Origin of the sequence: Phyllobacterium sp. 22229 (assembly GCF_052056495.1) — a bacterium.
GTDB classification, from domain to species: Bacteria; Pseudomonadota; Alphaproteobacteria; order Rhizobiales; family Rhizobiaceae; genus Phyllobacterium; species Phyllobacterium myrsinacearum.
Genome location: NZ_JBQEPA010000019.1, coordinates 1 through 16,758 on the forward strand (window position 1 = coordinate 1; position 16,758 = coordinate 16,758).

The 16,758-nt window shown below is 59.6% G+C and carries 16 protein-coding genes and 1 pseudogene; 8 read left to right on the forward strand and 9 right to left on the reverse strand.

The window, feature by feature from the left end; all coding sequences use genetic code 11:
• Nucleotides 1-411, forward strand: a pseudogene (locus tag ACTJJ7_RS20830) (hypothetical protein); the annotation flags it as partial.
• A 133-nt stretch (nucleotides 412-544) separates the two neighbouring features.
• Entirely contained in the window at nucleotides 545-1,477 is a 933-nt protein-coding gene (locus ACTJJ7_RS20835; RefSeq protein WP_105732037.1) for a ribose-phosphate pyrophosphokinase, read from the forward strand.
• Here the strand turns inward: ACTJJ7_RS20835 and chrA are convergent.
• A complete protein-coding gene (chrA, locus tag ACTJJ7_RS20840; RefSeq protein ID WP_440968693.1) occupies nucleotides 1,474-2,781 on the reverse strand; it encodes a chromate efflux transporter in 1,308 nt (435 codons plus the stop codon). The genes ACTJJ7_RS20835 and chrA overlap by 4 nt on opposite strands.
• Nucleotides 2,782-3,053: 272 nt before the next feature.
• Here chrA and ACTJJ7_RS20845 point away from each other — a divergent pair, with 272 nt between their 5' ends.
• Genes ACTJJ7_RS20845 through ACTJJ7_RS20865 form a run of 5 tightly spaced genes read left to right on the forward strand, consistent with a single transcriptional unit; the run spans nucleotide 3,054 to nucleotide 6,536 of the window.
• A complete protein-coding gene (locus ACTJJ7_RS20845; protein ID WP_440968694.1) occupies nucleotides 3,054-3,692 on the forward strand; it encodes a 50S ribosomal protein L25/general stress protein Ctc in 639 nt (212 codons plus the stop codon).
• Between the two features lie 26 nt (nucleotides 3,693-3,718).
• Nucleotides 3,719-4,432, forward strand: coding sequence for an aminoacyl-tRNA hydrolase (pth, locus tag ACTJJ7_RS20850; RefSeq protein ID WP_105732033.1), 714 nt, complete (start codon nucleotides 3,719-3,721; stop codon nucleotides 4,430-4,432).
• A 12-nt stretch (nucleotides 4,433-4,444) separates the two neighbouring features.
• Entirely contained in the window at nucleotides 4,445-5,548 is a 1,104-nt protein-coding gene (gene ychF / locus ACTJJ7_RS20855) for a redox-regulated ATPase YchF (protein ID WP_440968695.1), read from the forward strand.
• A gap of 50 nt (nucleotides 5,549-5,598) precedes the next feature.
• Nucleotides 5,599-6,069 (forward strand): MaoC family dehydratase, encoded by a 471-nt coding sequence (locus ACTJJ7_RS20860; protein WP_440968696.1) that lies wholly within the window; start codon nucleotides 5,599-5,601, stop codon nucleotides 6,067-6,069.
• Nucleotides 6,066-6,536, forward strand: coding sequence for a MaoC family dehydratase (locus tag ACTJJ7_RS20865; RefSeq protein WP_440968697.1), 471 nt, complete (start codon nucleotides 6,066-6,068; stop codon nucleotides 6,534-6,536). The genes ACTJJ7_RS20860 and ACTJJ7_RS20865 overlap by 4 nt, the downstream gene beginning before the upstream one ends.
• A gap of 20 nt (nucleotides 6,537-6,556) precedes the next feature.
• Here the strand turns inward: ACTJJ7_RS20865 and ACTJJ7_RS20870 are convergent, their stop codons facing one another.
• From ACTJJ7_RS20870 to ACTJJ7_RS20895, 6 genes are all read right to left on the reverse strand, one after another.
• The gene (locus tag ACTJJ7_RS20870) at nucleotides 6,557-7,102 is read right to left on the reverse strand and encodes an adenine phosphoribosyltransferase (RefSeq protein ID WP_105732029.1); all 546 of its coding nucleotides are present in this window, start codon (nucleotides 7,100-7,102) and stop codon (nucleotides 6,557-6,559) included.
• A gap of 112 nt (nucleotides 7,103-7,214) precedes the next feature.
• Nucleotides 7,215-8,084: a cytochrome c1 gene (locus tag ACTJJ7_RS20875; protein WP_440968698.1), complete on the reverse strand. Its 870-nt coding sequence runs from the start codon at nucleotides 8,082-8,084 to the stop codon at nucleotides 7,215-7,217.
• 20 nt (nucleotides 8,085-8,104) lie between these two features.
• The gene (locus ACTJJ7_RS20880; RefSeq protein WP_105732027.1) at nucleotides 8,105-9,403 is read right to left on the reverse strand and encodes a cytochrome b; all 1,299 of its coding nucleotides are present in this window, start codon (nucleotides 9,401-9,403) and stop codon (nucleotides 8,105-8,107) included.
• A gap of 21 nt (nucleotides 9,404-9,424) precedes the next feature.
• Nucleotides 9,425-9,988 (reverse strand): ubiquinol-cytochrome c reductase iron-sulfur subunit, encoded by a 564-nt coding sequence (gene petA, locus ACTJJ7_RS20885; RefSeq protein WP_105732026.1) that lies wholly within the window; start codon nucleotides 9,986-9,988, stop codon nucleotides 9,425-9,427.
• A gap of 235 nt (nucleotides 9,989-10,223) precedes the next feature.
• Nucleotides 10,224-12,074: an ABC transporter ATP-binding protein gene (locus tag ACTJJ7_RS20890; protein ID WP_440968699.1), complete on the reverse strand. Its 1,851-nt coding sequence runs from the start codon at nucleotides 12,072-12,074 to the stop codon at nucleotides 10,224-10,226.
• A gap of 168 nt (nucleotides 12,075-12,242) precedes the next feature.
• Nucleotides 12,243-14,093 carry an ABC transporter ATP-binding protein gene (locus tag ACTJJ7_RS20895; RefSeq protein ID WP_130269790.1) on the reverse strand — a complete coding sequence of 617 codons (1,851 nt, stop codon included), beginning with the start codon at nucleotides 14,091-14,093 and terminating at the stop codon, nucleotides 12,243-12,245.
• A 393-nt stretch (nucleotides 14,094-14,486) separates the two neighbouring features.
• On the opposite strand from ACTJJ7_RS20895, the gene ACTJJ7_RS20900 reads away from it, so the two are divergent.
• Complete coding sequence (locus ACTJJ7_RS20900) at nucleotides 14,487-14,963, forward strand: tRNA (cytidine(34)-2'-O)-methyltransferase (protein WP_440968700.1); 477 nt, start codon at nucleotides 14,487-14,489, stop codon at nucleotides 14,961-14,963.
• Between the two features lie 49 nt (nucleotides 14,964-15,012).
• Here ACTJJ7_RS20900 and ACTJJ7_RS20905 read toward each other — a convergent pair whose 3' ends face one another.
• Nucleotides 15,013-16,116 (reverse strand): ABC transporter substrate-binding protein, encoded by a 1,104-nt coding sequence (locus tag ACTJJ7_RS20905; protein ID WP_105732022.1) that lies wholly within the window; start codon nucleotides 16,114-16,116, stop codon nucleotides 15,013-15,015.
• A gap of 229 nt (nucleotides 16,117-16,345) precedes the next feature.
• A complete protein-coding gene (locus ACTJJ7_RS20910) occupies nucleotides 16,346-16,618 on the reverse strand; it encodes a hypothetical protein (protein WP_440968701.1) in 273 nt (90 codons plus the stop codon).
• Nucleotides 16,619-16,758 lie beyond the last annotated feature (140 nt).

Genomic DNA, 16,758 nt, shown 5'->3' on the forward strand with positions numbered 1-16,758 from the left:
GGCACCGCCGTGGCATCGGGCGCCGCGCAGCCGGGCGTGTCCCGCACGGCAAAACTGCGTTTCGCCCCGATCGTCGGCGCCCCGATTGCCGCCGCCACACCTTTGTCGCAACGTCTTTCGGCGCTGGCCAAGGCCAAGGGCATTGTGCTCGGCACCGCCGCCGATACCGACAACACACATATCATGAAGGGCTATTTCTCCGCCCTGCCCGACGGCAACCAGACGACGATCATCTATGTCTGGGACGTGCTCGATCCCGCGGGGACCCGGCTTCACCGCATCCAGGGACAGGAAATCGTCCCCGGCAACGGCACCGATCCCTGGAGTACCGTACCGCCGAAGGTGATGGAATCAATCGCCGACAAGGCCATCGACGGCTATCTGAAATGGGTATCCGGCGCCAAGACGTGACATATTTACGCGTTTGACGCGATAATTGCGAGGAACTGTGCATGAATCTGCCCTGCCCGCTTGCAATGTGCGTCAGGCACAGTAAAAGGCCCGGCATATCCTTCACTTGGCTGGCACCGGGGAAAATACGGGCATGAAACTATTCGCGGGCAATTCCAATCGCGTTCTCGCTGAATCTGTCGCCAAATATCTCAATATTCCGCTTGGAAAGGCCAGCGTCCGGCGCTTCGCCGATCAGGAGATATTTGTCGAGATCCAGGAAAATGTGCGCGGCGAAGACGTCTTCGTCATGCAGTCGACATCCTTCCCGGCAAATGATCACCTGATGGAACTGCTCATCATGATCGATGCTTTCCGCCGCTCCTCGGCGAAGCGCATCACCGCAGTCCTTCCCTATTTCGGTTATGCCCGCCAGGACCGCAAGGCCGGTCCGCGTACGCCGATCTCCGCCAAGCTGGTGGCCAATCTGATCACCGAAGCCGGTGCAAACCGCGTGCTGACACTTGATCTGCACGCCGGCCAGATTCAGGGTTTCTTCGATATCCCGACCGACAATCTCTATGCGGTTCCCGTTATCGCCAGTGATGTCCGCACCCATTACGGCACGTCGAATGTCATGGTCGTATCACCAGACGTCGGCGGTGTCGTCCGCGCCCGCTCACTGGCCAAGCGCATCGACGCGCAGCTGGCCATCGTCGACAAGCGCCGCGACCGTCCCGGCGAGTCGGAAGTCATGAACGTCATCGGTGAAGTCAGCGGCAAGGATTGTCTGCTGTTCGATGACATCGTCGATTCCGGTGGCACATTGTGCAATGCGGCCGAGGCCCTCCTCGCCAAGGGGGCCACCAGCGTCACCGCTTACATCACCCACGGTGTACTCTCCGGCGGCGCGGTTGCCCGCATCACCAGCTCGAAACTGAAGGAACTGGTGATCACCGACTCCATCCAGCCGACACCGGCCATCGAAGCGGCGCACAACATTCGCGTCCTGTCGATTTCCGACCTGATCGGCGAAGCGGTTTCGCGCACGGCGGCGGAAGAGTCTGTTTCCAGCCTGTTCGATTAGAGCCGGAGCAGGATACCGGCCAGCGCCGCCAGTCCCAGCACAACAAGCATGTTCAGGCGCAGCGCAATCAGCGCGACTGCCGCCCCCGATGCTATGGCCGCCGCCGCCCAGTCAAAGGCGGCGAGGTCCAGCAGCGGCAGATGCAGCGGGCCAAGCAAGGTCTCCTGAAAAGCGCCAAACAGCACATGCAGGCCGAACCACACGGCAAGATTGGCGATGACACCGACGACGGCAGCGGTAATTGCCGCCAGCGAGGCCTTCAGCCAGCCGACATGGCGCAGCCGCTCGACAAAGGGTGCACCGGCAAAAATCCAGAGAAAACACGGCGCAAAGGTGAACCACAGCGCCGTCAGCCCGCCAAACAGGCCGCCGGTGAGCGGATCGAAGCCGGACAGGCGCGCGCCGCCGACGAAACCGACAAAGGCCAGCACCAGGATCAGCGGTCCGGGCGTGGTTTCCGCAAGACCGAGACCGGTGAGCATTTCGTCGGGCTTCAGCCAGCCGTAATAGTCCACGGCCTGCTGCGCCACATAGGCAAGAACCGCATAGGCGCCGCCGAAGGTTACCACCGCCATCTTGGAGAAGAACGCTGCTTCGGCGGCAAAGACATTGCTTTGCCCCAGCCCCGCCACTAAGAGCACAAGCGGTCCCAGCCAGAGCATGGTCCACACCATGGCGGACTGGAAAGCGCCGCGCGCCGCCGGTTCAGCAAGGCTTGCCTCCGGCAATGATGGGGGCAATCTATTGGTCAGGCGATAGCGCGCGAAACCGAAAAGCCCGGCGATCAGGATGACCAGCGGGAACGGCATCTTGATGAGGGCAATGGCGATAAACGCGCAAACAGCGATACCATAGGCGGGATAGTCGGTCAGGGCGCGCTTGCCGACCTTGATCAGGGCTTCGAGCACGATCGCCAGCACCGCCGCTTTCAGACCGAACAGCAGCCCCTCGACAACAGGCACCTGCCCGAAACTGACATAGAGCGCCGACAGCGCCAGCATCACGCACGCGCCCGGCAGGATAAACAGAAGCCCGGCGACAACACCGCCCCTCACCCCGTGAAACAGCCAGCCGAGATAGGTGGCAAGCTGCATTGCTTCGGGTCCGGGCAGCAGCATGCAGAAATTCAGCGCATGCAGGAAGCGTTCCTCGCTGATCCACTTTCTTTCATCGACCAGCACCCGGTGCATCATCGCGATCTGCCCGGCGGGACCGCCAAAGGACAGAAGGCCGATCTTGCCGAAGGTATAAAACGCGTCGCGCGCCACGATTTTTTGCTGTTCCAGCGCTATTGTCCCGGCCATTGCCCGCCCTTGTTTTGTTTTCCCGCCCTAAACAGCGCCTGTAACGGTGGAATGACAGACTTTCCCGCCATGCCGGTCAAGCAACAAACTTGCACATGGCGTCTCTTTCCGTTATAGAGCCGCCATCCGCGTAGACACCCTTGGAGGCAACGCGGAATGGGGCGGTCATTTCATCCGGTTCCGGATGGCCATGCGACCGCTTCATGTTTTTTGGGCTATCCTTGCAGACAACCCGGAAAACACTCCAGATTTGAACCTCGAAAGGAAATGCCATGAGCGAAGCATACGAGCTCAAGGCCGAGGCGCGCGAACGGGTTGGTAAGGGGTCCTCCCGGGAACTTCGCCGCAACGGTAAAGTGCCAGCAGTCATCTATGGTGACAAGCAGGCACCAATCTCGATTACCCTCGACTACAAGACACTCTACTACAAGATTCACGGCGGCGGCTTCAAGACGACGATCGCGAACATCCAGCTGGATGGCAAGTCCATTCAGGTCCTTCCCAAGGATTTCCAGCTTGATCCGGTCAGCGACAAGCCAGTGCATGTTGACTTCCTGCGTGTGTCGGCAAAGTCGGTTGTGAACGTGAACGTCCCTGTTCACTTCCTCAACGAAGAACTGTCCCCAGGCATCAAGCGCGGCGGCGTTCTCAACATCGTTCGTCACGATGTCGAACTGCATGCCCCAGCAAATGCAATTCCGGATGCGATCGAAATCGATCTGACCGGCCTGCAGATCGGTGACTCGATCCACATTTCCGCTGTTACACTGCCGAAGGGCGTAACGTCGGTTATCCATGATCGTGACTTCACCATCGCCACGATTGCCGCTCCGGCTGTTCTCGCTGCAGAAGACGAGACCGTTGAGGCAGCAGCCGAGACCACTGAAACGGCAGAAAAAGACGGCGAGTAATCGTCTCTATTGGGAGCTATGGCACCGTGCTGCTCATCGCAGGTCTTGGCAATCCCGGCTCCCAATATGCTGCAAACCGGCATAATATCGGTTTCATGGCGGCGGATGAAATACACCGTCGCCATCGTTTTTCTCCCTGGACCAAGAAGTTTCAGGCCCTGATCGCCGATGGCACGATCGACGGCGAAAAGGTCATTCTGATCAAGCCCCAGACCTTCATGAATCTGTCCGGCCAGTCCGTTGGCGAGGCCATGCGCTTCTACAAGCTGGCGCTGGACGATCTCGTCGTCATCTATGACGAACTGGATCTGCCGCCGGGCAAGCTGCGCGTGAAGACGGGCGGCGGTTCGGGCGGGCACAACGGCATCAAGTCCATCGATGCCCATTGCGGCAAGGACTACCGGCGCATTCGTGTCGGGATCGGTCATCCCGGCGTCAAGGAGATGGTGACGCACCATGTCCTCGGCAATTTTTCCAAGGCCGATGGCGAATGGGTCGAGCCCATTCTCGGGGCCATCGCCGACAATACGGGTTTGCTCGTCAAGAAGGACGATGCCGGGTTCATGAACCGTGTGGCGCTCGCCACCGGCAGCGGCCACAGGAGCGAACCGAAACCCGTTGCAAAACCGGCGGGTCAAAGCCATATCCGGCAGGCGCGTCCGGCCAAGCCGACCGTCACCATTCCAAAAACCGGCCCGATGGCCGACATGCTGAACAAGCTCTTCGGCAAGAAAGAATAAGGATCGCAGATTATGGGTTTCAAATGCGGCATCGTTGGCTTGCCCAATGTCGGCAAATCGACGCTTTTCAACGCCTTGACCAAGACAGCTGCCGCGCAGGCTGCGAACTATCCGTTCTGCACCATCGAGCCGAACACCGGCGAAGTTGCCGTGCCCGACCCGCGCCTGCAGGCCATCGCCAAGATCGGCAAATCCGCCAACATCGTCCCGACCCGCATCAGCTTTGTCGATATCGCCGGCCTCGTGCGCGGCGCATCCAAGGGTGAAGGCCTCGGCAACCAGTTCCTCGCCAATATCCGCGAAGTCGACGCCGTGGTGCACGTCCTGCGCTGCTTTGAAGATGACGACATCACCCATGTGGAAGGCCGGATCGATCCCGTCTCCGACGCTGAAACCGTCGAGACGGAACTGATGCTTTCCGACCTTGACAGTCTTGAACGCCGCATCGTTCAGTTTCGCAAGCGCGCTGGCGTCAAGGACAAGGAAGCCCTTACCGTTCTTCCCGTCATGGAACAGGCACTCTCCCTGCTGCAGGGCGGCAAGCCGGTCCGCTTCATGCTGAACGGCATCGCACCTGAAGACCTCCTCATTCTGCAGGGCCTCAATCTCCTGACTTCAAAGCCGGTGCTTTACGTCTGCAATGTCGCCGAAAGCGATGCGGCAACCGGCAACGAACACACGCAAGCCGTCGAGGAAATGGCAACGGCCCAGGGCGCCGAGACGGTCACCATCTCCGCTGCCATCGAAGCCGAGGTTGCACAGCTGCCGGATGAAGAAGCCAAGGAATATCTCGACGCGATGAACCTGGACGAGCCGGGTCTCGATCGCCTGATCCGCGCGGGTTACAAGCTTCTGCACCTGATCACCTATTTCACCGTGGGGCCGAAGGAAGCCCGCGCCTGGACCGTTGAACGCGGTTCCAAGGCACCGCAGGCCGCCGGCGTCATCCACACCGATTTCGAGCGCGGCTTCATCCGCGCGCAGACCATCGCCTACAATGACTATGTCACCCTCGGCGGCGAAGTCGCTGCCAAGGAAGCGGGCAAGGCGCGCGACGAAGGCAAGGAATATGTGGTGCAGGACGGCGATATCATGCTGTTCCGTTTCAACACATAAGACGCGCTTCTGCCTCTTGAACCAAATGCGCTCATGCCTATTATGATGGCATGAGCAACGATACCCCCCGATATGCCTATGAGGATTTCACGGTTGGCAGCGAATGGCTGCTGCCCGCAAAATCCGTCGAAGCCAGCGAGATCATCGATTTTGCCACGCAGTTCGACCCCCAGCCCTTCCATCTGGACGAGGCTGCGGGCAAGGCCAGCATCCTTGGCGGCCTTGCCGCCTCCGGCTGGCACACGGTCTGCATGTTCATGCGCATGATGTGCGATGCCTATCTTCTCGATTCCACATCGCAGGGTGCGCCGGGCATCGACTACGCCAAGTGGAAAAAGCCGGTTCTTGCCGGAGACACGCTGACCGGCAAGAGCACGGTCATCGAACGGCGGGTATCCAAATCCAAGCCGGACCTCGGCTTCATCGTGCTGCACCACGCCATCTCCAACCAGCATGGCGAGGTGGTCTGCGAACTGCAGAACACCGGCATGTTCACATTGCGGGAGCCCGCCGCAGCATGAGCGCAGCCCTCACCGCCCTTATCGGGATCGAACGCGATCTCGGCTCGCACACATTCACCGCGGAAGAGATCGTCACCTTTGCCAGGAAATACGATCCGCAGCGTTTTCACGTCGATCCGGAAGCGGCCAGGCATAGCAATTTCGGGGCGCTGTGCGCCTCCGGCTGGCACACGACGGCCATCTGGATGCGGCTGAATGTCGAGGACATGAAACGCCAGGTCAAGGCGGCCATGCAGCGGGGCGAAACGCCGCCGCAATTCGGCCCCTCGCCCGGCTTTGAAGACCTGAAATGGCTGAAGCCGGTCTATGCCGGCGATACGATCCGCTTCACCCGGACATTGAACGGGTTTCGCGCGCTGCAATCGCGCCCAGGCTGGGCGATGATGCAGATGTCATCAGCGGCCTATAACCAGAACGAACAGAAGGTCCTGGAGTTCAACAGCGCCGCGTTGATAGGATTAGCCTAGTAACGGCCCGCAGAAGGCCCTCAGTGGCCTTCATAGGCGACGAGCGTGCGCACGTTGACGCCAAGCGCTTCGAGCTTCCTGCGCCCGCCCAGGTCAGGCAGATCGATGATGAAGCAGGCGCTCACAATGTCGGCGCCCATCTGCTGCAGCAGTTTCACCGCAGCTTCGGCCGTACCGCCCGTCGCGATCAGGTCATCGACGAGAATGACCTTCTCACCCGGCACGATGGCATCCCGGTGCATCTCCATTTCATCGACGCCATATTCCAGGCTGTAGGCAATGCGCACCGTATCATGCGGCAGCTTGCCCTTCTTGCGGATCGGCACGAAACCGGAGGACAGCTGGTGCGCCATGGCGCCGCCGATGATGAAGCCGCGCGCTTCCACACCGGCAACCTTGTCGACCTTGCCGCCCGCATAGGGATGGACCAGTTCATCGACGGCCCGGCGAAAGGCGCGTGCATTGCCAAGCAGGGTCGTGATGTCGCGAAACATGACGCCGGGTTTGGGATAGTCGGGGATATTCCGAATGGCATCCACCAGCGTCTGCTTCAGCGTCGAATCCATGTCGTCACTCCTTTGTGCCTGCAAGGCGCACAGCGGTGCAGTTTAATAGACCACCACCGCAAAAGAAAAGGGCGCAAGGCGCCCTTTCCGGATCAGATATTGTCAGAGCCGATCAATGTTCGATGTCGGCCCAGATACGGCGCTTGGCGACGTAGAGGAGACCTGCAAACAGAACAAGGAAGATCATGACGCGGAAGCCGGTCTTCTTGCGGTCTTCCAGGTGCGGTTCAGCAGCCCACATCAGGAATGCCGATACGTCCTTCGAATACTGCGCCAGCGTCTGCGGCGAACCGTCATCATAGGTCACCTGGCCATCCTGCAACGGCTGGGCCATGGCCAATGACTTTGCGGCGATGAAGTAAGGGTTGTAGTGCGTTCCCTCGGGAATCTTCATGCCTTCCGGCGGTGTCTCGCCGAAGCCGGTCAGCAGCGCGTGAATATAGTCCGGTCCGCCTTCCTGATACTGTCCCCAGAAGATATCGATCAGGAACTGCGGGAAGCCGCGCTCGACGGCACGGGCCTTGGCGATCAGCGAGAAGTCGGGCGGAGCGGCACCATTGTTGGCGGCAGCCGCTGCCTGTTCATTGGCGAACGGCGCCGGGAAATGATCGGCCGGGATAGCCTTGCGGGTGAACATCTCACCTTCCGCATTGGGGCCGTCCTTCACCTCATATTCCGCGGCGAATGCCTTGACCTGCGCTTCGCTGTAGCCGAGTTCCGAAAGCGAACGGAAAGCCACCAGCTTCATCGAATGGCAGGCCGAGCAGACTTCCTTGTAGATCTTCAGACCGCGCTGCAACTGCTGCTTGTCATAGGTGCCGAAGGGTCCGGCGAAGGACCACTTCATCTGTTCCGGATGCTTGATCGGGAAATGCGTCGGCTCAGCCGCATTGTGGGCTGCTTCTTCCGCAAACGCACCGCCGCCGAGAGCCAGCATGGTACCGAGACCGGCAGCTGCGAGACCGAGGAGGATTTTTTTCATCGGAGAGTCCTTCACGTTTCTCAGCCTTTGGTTTCCGGAGCCGCCGCAACACCCGCGGGCTGACCGCCGCTCTTGGTCTTGGCAAGCACAGCTTCCGTAATCGAGTTTGGTATGCGGCGCGGCGTTTCGATCAGGCCGAGCAACGGCATGATGATGATGAAGAAGCCGAAGTAGAAGGCTGTGCCGAGCTGCGAAAGGATCGTGTAGATGCCTTCGGCAGGACGCGAACCGAGCCAGCCGAGCATGATGGCATTGGCAACGAAGATCCAGAAGAACAGCTTGTACCAGGGACGGTAGACGGCCGAACGCACCTTCGATGTATCGAGCCACGGCACGATGAACAGGATCGCGATCGAGCCGAACATGGTCAGAACGCCGCCGAGCTTCGAGTTGATCGGTCCGATGTTGAAGGTGATGGCGCGCAGCATCGCGTAGAACGGCAGGAAGTACCATTCAGGAACGATGTGGGCTGGCGTCTTCAGCGAGTCGGCCGGGATGTAGTTGTCCGGATGACCCATGTAGTTCGGCATGTAGAAGACGAAATAGGCAAAGAGGATCAGGAAGAGCGACAGCGCAAATGCATCCTTGATGGTTGCATAGGGTGTGAACGCCACCGTGTCCGTCTTCGACTTGACTTCAATACCGGTCGGGTTGGTCTGGCCGGTCACATGCAGGGCCCAGACGTGCAGGATGACAACACCGGCAATCATGAAGGGCAGCAGGTAATGCAGCGAGAAGAAGCGGTTGAGGGTCGGATTATCCACGGCAAAACCGCCGAGCAACAGCTGCTGGATCGGGTCGCCGATGATCGGAAACGCCGTAAAGAAGCCGGTGATGACGGTTGCACCCCAGAACGACATCTGGCCCCATGGCAGGACGTAGCCCATGAAGGCGGTTGCCATCATCAGGAGAAGGATGATCACGCCGAGGATCCACAGCAGCTCGCGCGGCGCCTTGTAGGAACCGTAGTAGAGCCCGCGGAAAATATGCACCCAGACCGCAAGGAAGAACATCGATGCGCCGTTGGAATGCAGGTAGCGCAACAGCCAGCCCGAATTCACATCGCGCATGATCTTTTCAACGGAATTGAAGGCCAGTCCCGTATCGGCCGCATAATGCATGGCCAGAACGACACCGGTGATGATCTGCGAAACCAGCATGATCGCCAGGATGCCACCGAAGGCATAGGCGTAGTTGAGATTGCGCGGAACAGGATAGGCGACGAATGAATCATAGATCAGACGCGGCAACGGAAGTCGCGCATCGACCCATTTTTCGATACCTGTGTTCGGCGTATAGGATGAATGTCCACCGCTCATGTCGTGTCTCCCCCTGGAACCTTAGCCGATCTTGATGACGGTGTCGGAAATGAATGAAAGTGGCGGGACGGGCAGGTTTTCCGGTGCGGGACCGGAACGGATGCGCCCGGCAGTATCGTATTGCGAGCCGTGGCACGGGCAGAACCAGCCGCCGAAATCCCCCTGCTGCCCGAGCGGAATGCAACCCAGATGGGTGCACACGCCGATCATGACCAGCCAGTTTTCCTTGCCTTTGCCTGCACCGCGATCCGCATCGGTCGCCTGGGCATCGCTCGGCAGATTGGCATTGCGCGCAATCGGATCCTTGAGCTGGCTCAGCTGGACGTTTTTGGCATCCTCGATTTCCTTCGGCGTACGGTTGCGAATGAAAACGGGTTTGCCGCGCCATTTGACTGTCAGGGACATGCCCGGCGTCAGCGCTGAAACATCAACTTCGATGGACGAGACTGCCAGCGTGGATGCGTCCGGTCTCATCTGGTCGATGAAGGGCCATGCAAAGGCTCCCGCTCCGACCACACCGGCCATACCTGTCGCAATATAGAGGAAGTCACGCCGTGTCGGCTCGGTCGTATCGTGTGCGCTCACGGGGCCTGTTCCTTTCCGAATAACAACGCAGCAGGAGAGTCCACTTTGTCACCACAATACACGACTGGCCCATAGAATGAGCCTCGCGGATTCCCCAGCATATTGCGTGGTTTCTAAGCATGTCGCAGGAGCTTGTCCAGCCTGACAGAGCCACAAGGGCAGGATGTCGCAGGGATAAGTCGCCACACCTTTTCCACTCTTTGGCCATGAATCTGTTTGCATTTTCGCAGCGGCCTCACGAGCGCCCGATAAAGCCGCCGGATTGGCGCGCCCAAAGCCCGGCGTAGAGCCCGTTGGCAGCGATCAGCGCGTCATGGCTGCCGCTCTCGACAATGCGTCCGCCATCCATGACCACAAGCCGGTCGAGGGCAGCGATGGTCGACAGGCGGTGCGCGATGGCGATGACGGTTTTGCCGCGCATCAGCCGGTAGAGATTGTCCTGAATGGCGGCTTCCACCTCCGAATCGAGCGCCGACGTCGCCTCATCGAGAATGAGAATCGGTGCATCCTTCAACATGACCCGCGCAATGGCAATCCGCTGCCGCTGGCCGCCGGACAGCTTGACGCCGCGCTCGCCCACATGGGCGTCAAAGCCCTGCCTGCCCTTGGGATCGGTCAGGGCGGCAATGAAGGTTTCGGCCTGTGCGTTCTCCACCGCCTGCCGCATCAGTTCGTCGGATGCGTCGGGACGGCCATACAGAATGTTGTCACGCACGGAGCGATGCAGCAGCGACGTGTCTTGCGTTACCATTCCGATATGCGCACGCAGCGAGTCCTGCGTGACCTGCGCAATGTCCTGCCCGTCGATCAGGATGCGCCCGGCCTGGACGTCGTAGAAGCGCAGGAGCAGATTGACCAGGGTGGACTTGCCCGCACCGGAACGTCCGACAAGCCCGACCTTTTCGCCGGGAAGCACGCTCAGCGACAGATTGTCGAAGACCGGCTTCGAACGGTCGTAGTGAAACTGCACATTGTCGAAATGGATGGCGCCTGCGGGTACCGCAAGGCGCGCCGCACCGGGCTTGTCGACCACGGTGACCGGCCGCGCCAGCAGCTCCATCGAATTCTGGATGGTGCCGTAATTGCGCAGGAGACCGTTGAGGTTGGCCATGGTCCGTCCCAAAAGCATGCTCAGCCGCAGGACAAGGCCGAGGGTGAAGGCGATGGCGCCGGGCGATATTTCCGACTTCAACCACAGATCGATGGAAACAATCGCCACAGCGCAGATCATGACACCGCTGGTTGCGCCGAGCGCAATGCGGATGCCGCTCAGGCCGCGCGTCAAAGGAATGATGGCATCGAGCCAGCGCTGCATGCCCTGCCGCATATAGGCGTCATCGCGCTCGGCGCTGCCGAACAGTTTCAGCGTCTGGATATTGCTGTAGCCGTCGACCAGCCGGCCCGTGACGACGGAGCTTGCTTCCGCGGTCTCCGCCGCAGCCCGGCGCACGCGCGGCAGGAAATAGCGGGCGATCAGGCTGAACACCGCGAGCCAGACGACGACGATCGTCGCCAGCCGCCAGTCAAGGTCGCCGATCAGCGCGATGGTGGTGACGCTGTAGACGATGCAGATCCAGATGGCCTGCAGAAGCGTCATCATGAAATCGCCAACCGCCTGCCCCGTCGCCCAGACCTTGGTGACGATGCGGCCGGAAAAGTCATTCTGGAAGAAGGCAAGGCTCTGGCGATAGGTGTGCAGATGCGCCTGCCAGCGCACCAGATTGAAGAAACCAGGTACAACCGTCTGTTCCTCGACCAGCGCCGACAGCGTCAGGATGATCGTCCGGGCGATGAGGACACCCGCCAGCATCAGAAGAAGCGGCGTGCCGTGATCCTGCATCAGGCCTTGCCAGCCCTTTGCCGGGTTGACCGATGCCAGGATATCAACGAGCCCGCCGAGAAACCAGAACAGGCCCGCTTCCGTCAGCGCCACCAGCCCGCCCAGCACCAGCACGGCGAAAAACGCGGCCTTGGCCTGCCGGACATAGAACCAGATGAACGGAAACGGCCGCGACGGGACATGATCCGCCGGCGGTGCAGCGTAGGGATCGATCCAGCTTTCGAACAGACGGAAGAGATTTCTCATGCGGTGCAGAAGCCTTTCTGGGTCAGACGTGCAGCGCGCGACTGAAAAGATACTGTTGAGTGAGTCCTCCTGCCCGTCAAATTAAAGTTCGTTCAGATATTCTCCGGCAAAGAAAACGCCCCCCGGCCGAACCGGGAGGCGCCATGTCTGAAACAGGGTAAAAGCCGGTTATTCCGCCGCTTCCTGCTCGTCATCCAGCCCGAGGAAGCCGCCGGATTGCCGCGCCCAGAGGTTGGCGTAAATGCCGTCGGCGGCAATCAGTTCCTCATGGCTGCCGCTTTCCACGATCCTGCCCTTGTCCATCACCACGAGACGATCAAGCGCCGCAATGGTGGACAGGCGGTGTGCGATGGCAATGACCGTCTTCCCCTGCATCAGCCGGTAAAGATTGTCCTGGATGGCCGCTTCCACTTCCGAATCAAGCGCGGAGGTCGCCTCATCCATGATGAGAATCGGCGCATCCTTGAGCATGACCCGGGCAATGGCGATACGCTGGCGCTGGCCGCCCGAGAGCTTGACGCCCCGTTCGCCCACATGCGCATCGAACCCGCGCCGTCCCTTGGGATCGGATGCCGCTTCGATGAACGCCTCCGCCTGTGCATTCTGCACGGCCTGGCGCATCAGCTCTTCCGAGGCATCGGGCTTGCCGTACAGCACGTTGTCGCGGATGGAGCGGTGCAGCAGCGAAGTATCCTGCGTGATCATGCCGATATGTTCGCGCAGCGAATCCTGCTTCACCTTGGCGATGTCCTGGCCATCGATGGTGATGCGGCCGCTCTCCAGATCGTAGAACCGCAGCAGCAGGTTGACGAGCGTCGACTTGCCCGCCCCTGACCGGCCGACCAGCCCGATCTTTTCGCCCGGCCGGATATCGAGGGACAGCTTGTCGATGACGCCCGCACCCTTGCCATAGTGGAAACCGATGGCTTCGAAGCGGATGGCACCGGCGCTGACGGCCAGTTCCGGCGCGTGGGGAACATCGGTGACAAGGCGCGGCAGCGAGATGGAGGTAATGCCGTCTTCCACTGTTCCGATATTCTCGAACAGCGCCGACATTTCCCACATGATCCACTGCGACATGCCGTTGAGACGCAGCACGAGGCCAATGCCCACGGCCACAGCGCCAACGGAGATGGCCGAACCCAGCCACAGCCAGATCGCAATGCTGCTCACCGAGAACAGCAGAAGGCAGTTCATCGCATAGAGCATGACATGGAATCCCGTCACCATGCGCATCTGCGTATAGGCTGTGGACAGGAACTCCTCCATTCCCTCGCGGGCATAGTTTTCTTCCCGCTTGGAATGGGAGAAAAGCTTGACCGTGGCAATGTTGGTGTAGCTGTCGACGATGCGGCCGGTCATGGATGAGCGTGAATCCGCCTGCGCCTTGGATGCCACCTGCAGCTTCGGAATGAAGTACCACATCAACCCGATATAAGCGGCAAGCCAGATCAGGAACGGCACCATGAGACGCAAATCCGCAGCGGCGGCGATGATGAGCGTGCCGCTGAAATAGACAATCACATAGTTCAAGACATCGAGCAGCTTCATCACCGCCTCGCGCACGGCGAGCGATGTCTGCATCAGCTTGGTGGAAATCCGCCCGGCAAACTCGTCCTGGAAGAACGTCATGGACTGGCGGACGACATAGCGATGCACCATCCAGCGGATGCGCATGGGGTAGTTGCTCAAAAGGGTCTGGTGAATGACCAGCGAATCGAGCAGCACGATGCCGGGCATGACGATCAGCACGACGCCTGCCAGCAGTGCGAGCTTCCAGCCCTCCTGCGCGATGAAGGTTTCACGCGACTGGTTGGACAGCCAGTCGACGACATTGCCCATGAAGGCATACATCGATACTTCAAGGACGGCGATCGACGCCGTGCACACCGCCATGACCGCGAGCCACGGCCAGACGCCGCGCGTATAGTGCATGCAGAATGCAACGAGTGTCTTGGGTGGCTCACCGGGCTCGGCGGATGGAAACGCCTCAAGCCTTTTTTCAAACCAGCGAAACATTATCTAACCTCTTTCGGGCGACGGTCTCGGCATGACATGCGAGACGAGAATGATTCCGGCGCAGAGTGGCGGTTACTGCGCTTAGGTTGCCGGAGCATGATGGAAACAGAAGGAAACAAACATGCAAACGCCAACCATGGGACGATTGCGACTTGTGTCAGGGAAGAAAAACTACGCGGAAAAAACAGACACAAGACCGCCAACGACACCGGCCACGGCTTCTTCAGGAGAAGCCATCCGGTTTGGAAGAAGTCGGAAAAATTCAGTCATCGACACCTCCAAAGTTAGCGTTGCGGTCGAAACCCTATACCTATTATGAACGGAAAAAGCGAGAGCCTATTCTCATGAAATACGCCTGCATGAGTAAAATATTGCCAATGGAGCATGCCGCCTGTGACTGAAGTCAAAACCGACCTGCGAATCGCGCTTTATCAGCCGGATATTCCGGGCAATACCGGTACGATCCTGCGCATGGCTGCCTGTTTTGGAATCGGCGTCGACCTCATCGAGCCCGCGGGCTTTGATGTTTCCGACCGCTCGCTCAAACGCGCGGGGATGGATTATCTCGAGCAGGCCGCACTCACCCGCCATGCCGACTGGCAGCACTTCCAGAAATGGCGGCAGGGCGAACAGCGCCGCCTGCTGCTGTTTTCGACCAAGGCAGCCGTGCCCTACACGCAGTTTGCCTTCCGGCGAGGCGATATCCTGCTGCTTGGACGCGAATCATCAGGCGTACCGGATGAGGTGCACCAGTCGGCCGATGCCAGGCTGATCATTCCCATGGTGCCGGGCGCGCGGTCGCTCAATCTGGCGCTGTCGGCGGCCATCGCAACCGGTGAAGCCTTGCGGCAGTTCTCGCTGCCCGCATGAAAAACGCCGGCCATGTCTGACCGGCGTCCTCATTCAACTGACAGGAAGCTTACTTGACTTCAGCTGCCTTGCCGTCTTCCCACTTGTAGAGAACGAAGGTCGGCGTCGTCAGGTCGCCTGTTTTCGCGTAGGTCAGGTCGCCGACAACGGTAGAAACGGCCGCACCGGAGTGCAGGGCCGCAGCCACGGCTGCCGGATCGGCGGAACCAGCCTTTTCAATGCCGGCCTTGATGACCTGCAGCGCCGCATAGGCATTGAGCGTGAAAGCTTCAGCCGGAATGTTCTTGGCCTTCAGCGCTTCCATGATCTTTGCGGCAGACGGGTTCTTTGTCGGATCGGCGCTGTTGGTGAACAGCGTACCGGCAGCTGCAGCCCCGCCAATGGCCCAATATTCCGTGTTCGACAGGCCTTCGGCACCGATGATCTGGGCCTTGATGCCCTGGTCAGCCAGCTGGCGGGCAATCAGGCCGCCTTCCGGATGATAGCCGCCGAAATAGATGACTTCGGCCTTTTCGGACTTCAGGCGGGTAATGAGCGCGCTGTAATCCTTTTCACCGGCATTGATGCCCTGATCGACAACTTCCTTGACGCCGCCCTTGTTGAGCGTTGCCTTCAGATTGTTGGCAAGGCCCGTGCCATAGGTGTTCTTGTCATAGACAACCGCGACGCGCTTGTCCTTGTAATGCTTGAGAATGTACTGGGCAGCAACCTCGGCCTGCTGGTCATCGCGGCCGCAGGTGCGGAACACGGTGTCCAGGCCGCGTGTCGTCAGATCAGGAGTGGTGGAGGTTGGAGTGATCATCAGGATGCCGTTTTCAGCCAGCACGTCGGAAACCGGCATCGAAACGCCTGACGTGACCGGGCCAACCACAAACTTGATACCTTCGCCGACCACCTGGTTGGCAACCGATACACCCTGCTTCGGCTCGCCGGCATCATCGAAAAGCTTGATGACGATCTTCTCGCCCTTGATGCCGCCCTCGGCATTGATGGCTTCCGCAGCCGCTGCAACACCGTTCTTCACCTGCATGCCATAGGCAGCCACAGGGCCGGTTACAGGCGCGATGTTGCCGATGACGATGTCAGCACGGGCGAATGAAGTCATCGCCATGACAGCCGTCAACGCCACGCCAGAGATCAACGATAAGCGCATAGTGTCCTCCTTGAATTTTTTATTGCGCGGCCGGAAGATTCTCCGGCGCTGAAAAAAGTTCTACTGTCTTTATGGCAGGCTGTCAGCCACGATTCATGACAATCCTGAATCCATCATTGAAATAATTTGATGCCATTTATGAAGAAAAGTGTTCGATTGCTGACAATTCGCGTCAATTTTTCCTGCAATTCTGAAAATTTCACACTTTCAGCAGTCTTTCCAGTCGACTTTAGTCGGCATTGGGCAAACGGCGCATGGTGAATTCGATGATATCGCCCGGCCGTTCGTACCAGCTTTCGATTTCCGTCCAGTAGGCCGCCTTCGGGTATTGCTCGAACCACTCCTTCGCCTTCTCGCGGGCGGCAGGACGCGGCAGGCGAAAGCTCTCGCGGATGAATGCGCCGCGCTGCCGGGTGGCTTCGCCCCGGCTTTCCTTCAACTGCTTGCGCAAGCCGTCGAGCGGCGGCTTGGGAAAGTGTGTCCTGGGTACTTTGGAGACCATTTTGCATCCCTGCCTGAACCCTGTATGGCGGAGAGTAGATCAAACCCCGCCCCGAAAACGAGTCATTTTTTTGGGATAGCCCAAAGACCACCTTCCTTTGCCGCGCCCCGGATGTGATAAAGTGCACAGCAAGAAGGAAT

Excerpts from the sequence above, each read along its gene's own strand:
- ychF (WP_440968695.1), top strand. The coding sequence starts at position 4,445 with ATGGGTTTCAAATGCGGCATCGTTGGCTTGCCCAATGTCGGCAAATCG.
- ACTJJ7_RS20845 (WP_440968694.1), top strand. The coding sequence starts at position 3,054 with ATGAGCGAAGCATACGAGCTCAAGGCCGAGGCGCGCGAACGGGTTGGT.
- ACTJJ7_RS20875 (WP_440968698.1), bottom strand. The coding sequence starts at position 8,084 with ATGAAAAAAATCCTCCTCGGTCTCGCAGCTGCCGGTCTCGGTACCATG.
- ACTJJ7_RS20880 (WP_105732027.1), bottom strand. The coding sequence starts at position 9,403 with ATGAGCGGTGGACATTCATCCTATACGCCGAACACAGGTATCGAAAAA.
- ACTJJ7_RS20910 (WP_440968701.1), bottom strand. The coding sequence starts at position 16,618 with ATGGTCTCCAAAGTACCCAGGACACACTTTCCCAAGCCGCCGCTCGAC.
- ACTJJ7_RS20905 (WP_105732022.1), bottom strand. The coding sequence starts at position 16,116 with ATGCGCTTATCGTTGATCTCTGGCGTGGCGTTGACGGCTGTCATGGCG.
- ACTJJ7_RS20835 (WP_105732037.1), top strand. The coding sequence starts at position 545 with ATGAAACTATTCGCGGGCAATTCCAATCGCGTTCTCGCTGAATCTGTC.
- ACTJJ7_RS20890 (WP_440968699.1), bottom strand. The coding sequence starts at position 12,074 with ATGAGAAATCTCTTCCGTCTGTTCGAAAGCTGGATCGATCCCTACGCT.
- chrA (WP_440968693.1), bottom strand. The coding sequence starts at position 2,781 with ATGGCCGGGACAATAGCGCTGGAACAGCAAAAAATCGTGGCGCGCGAC.
- ACTJJ7_RS20895 (WP_130269790.1), bottom strand. The coding sequence starts at position 14,093 with ATGTTTCGCTGGTTTGAAAAAAGGCTTGAGGCGTTTCCATCCGCCGAG.
- ACTJJ7_RS20865 (WP_440968697.1), top strand. The coding sequence starts at position 6,066 with ATGAGCGCAGCCCTCACCGCCCTTATCGGGATCGAACGCGATCTCGGC.
- ACTJJ7_RS20870 (WP_105732029.1), bottom strand. The coding sequence starts at position 7,102 with ATGGATTCGACGCTGAAGCAGACGCTGGTGGATGCCATTCGGAATATC.
- ACTJJ7_RS20860 (WP_440968696.1), top strand. The coding sequence starts at position 5,599 with ATGAGCAACGATACCCCCCGATATGCCTATGAGGATTTCACGGTTGGC.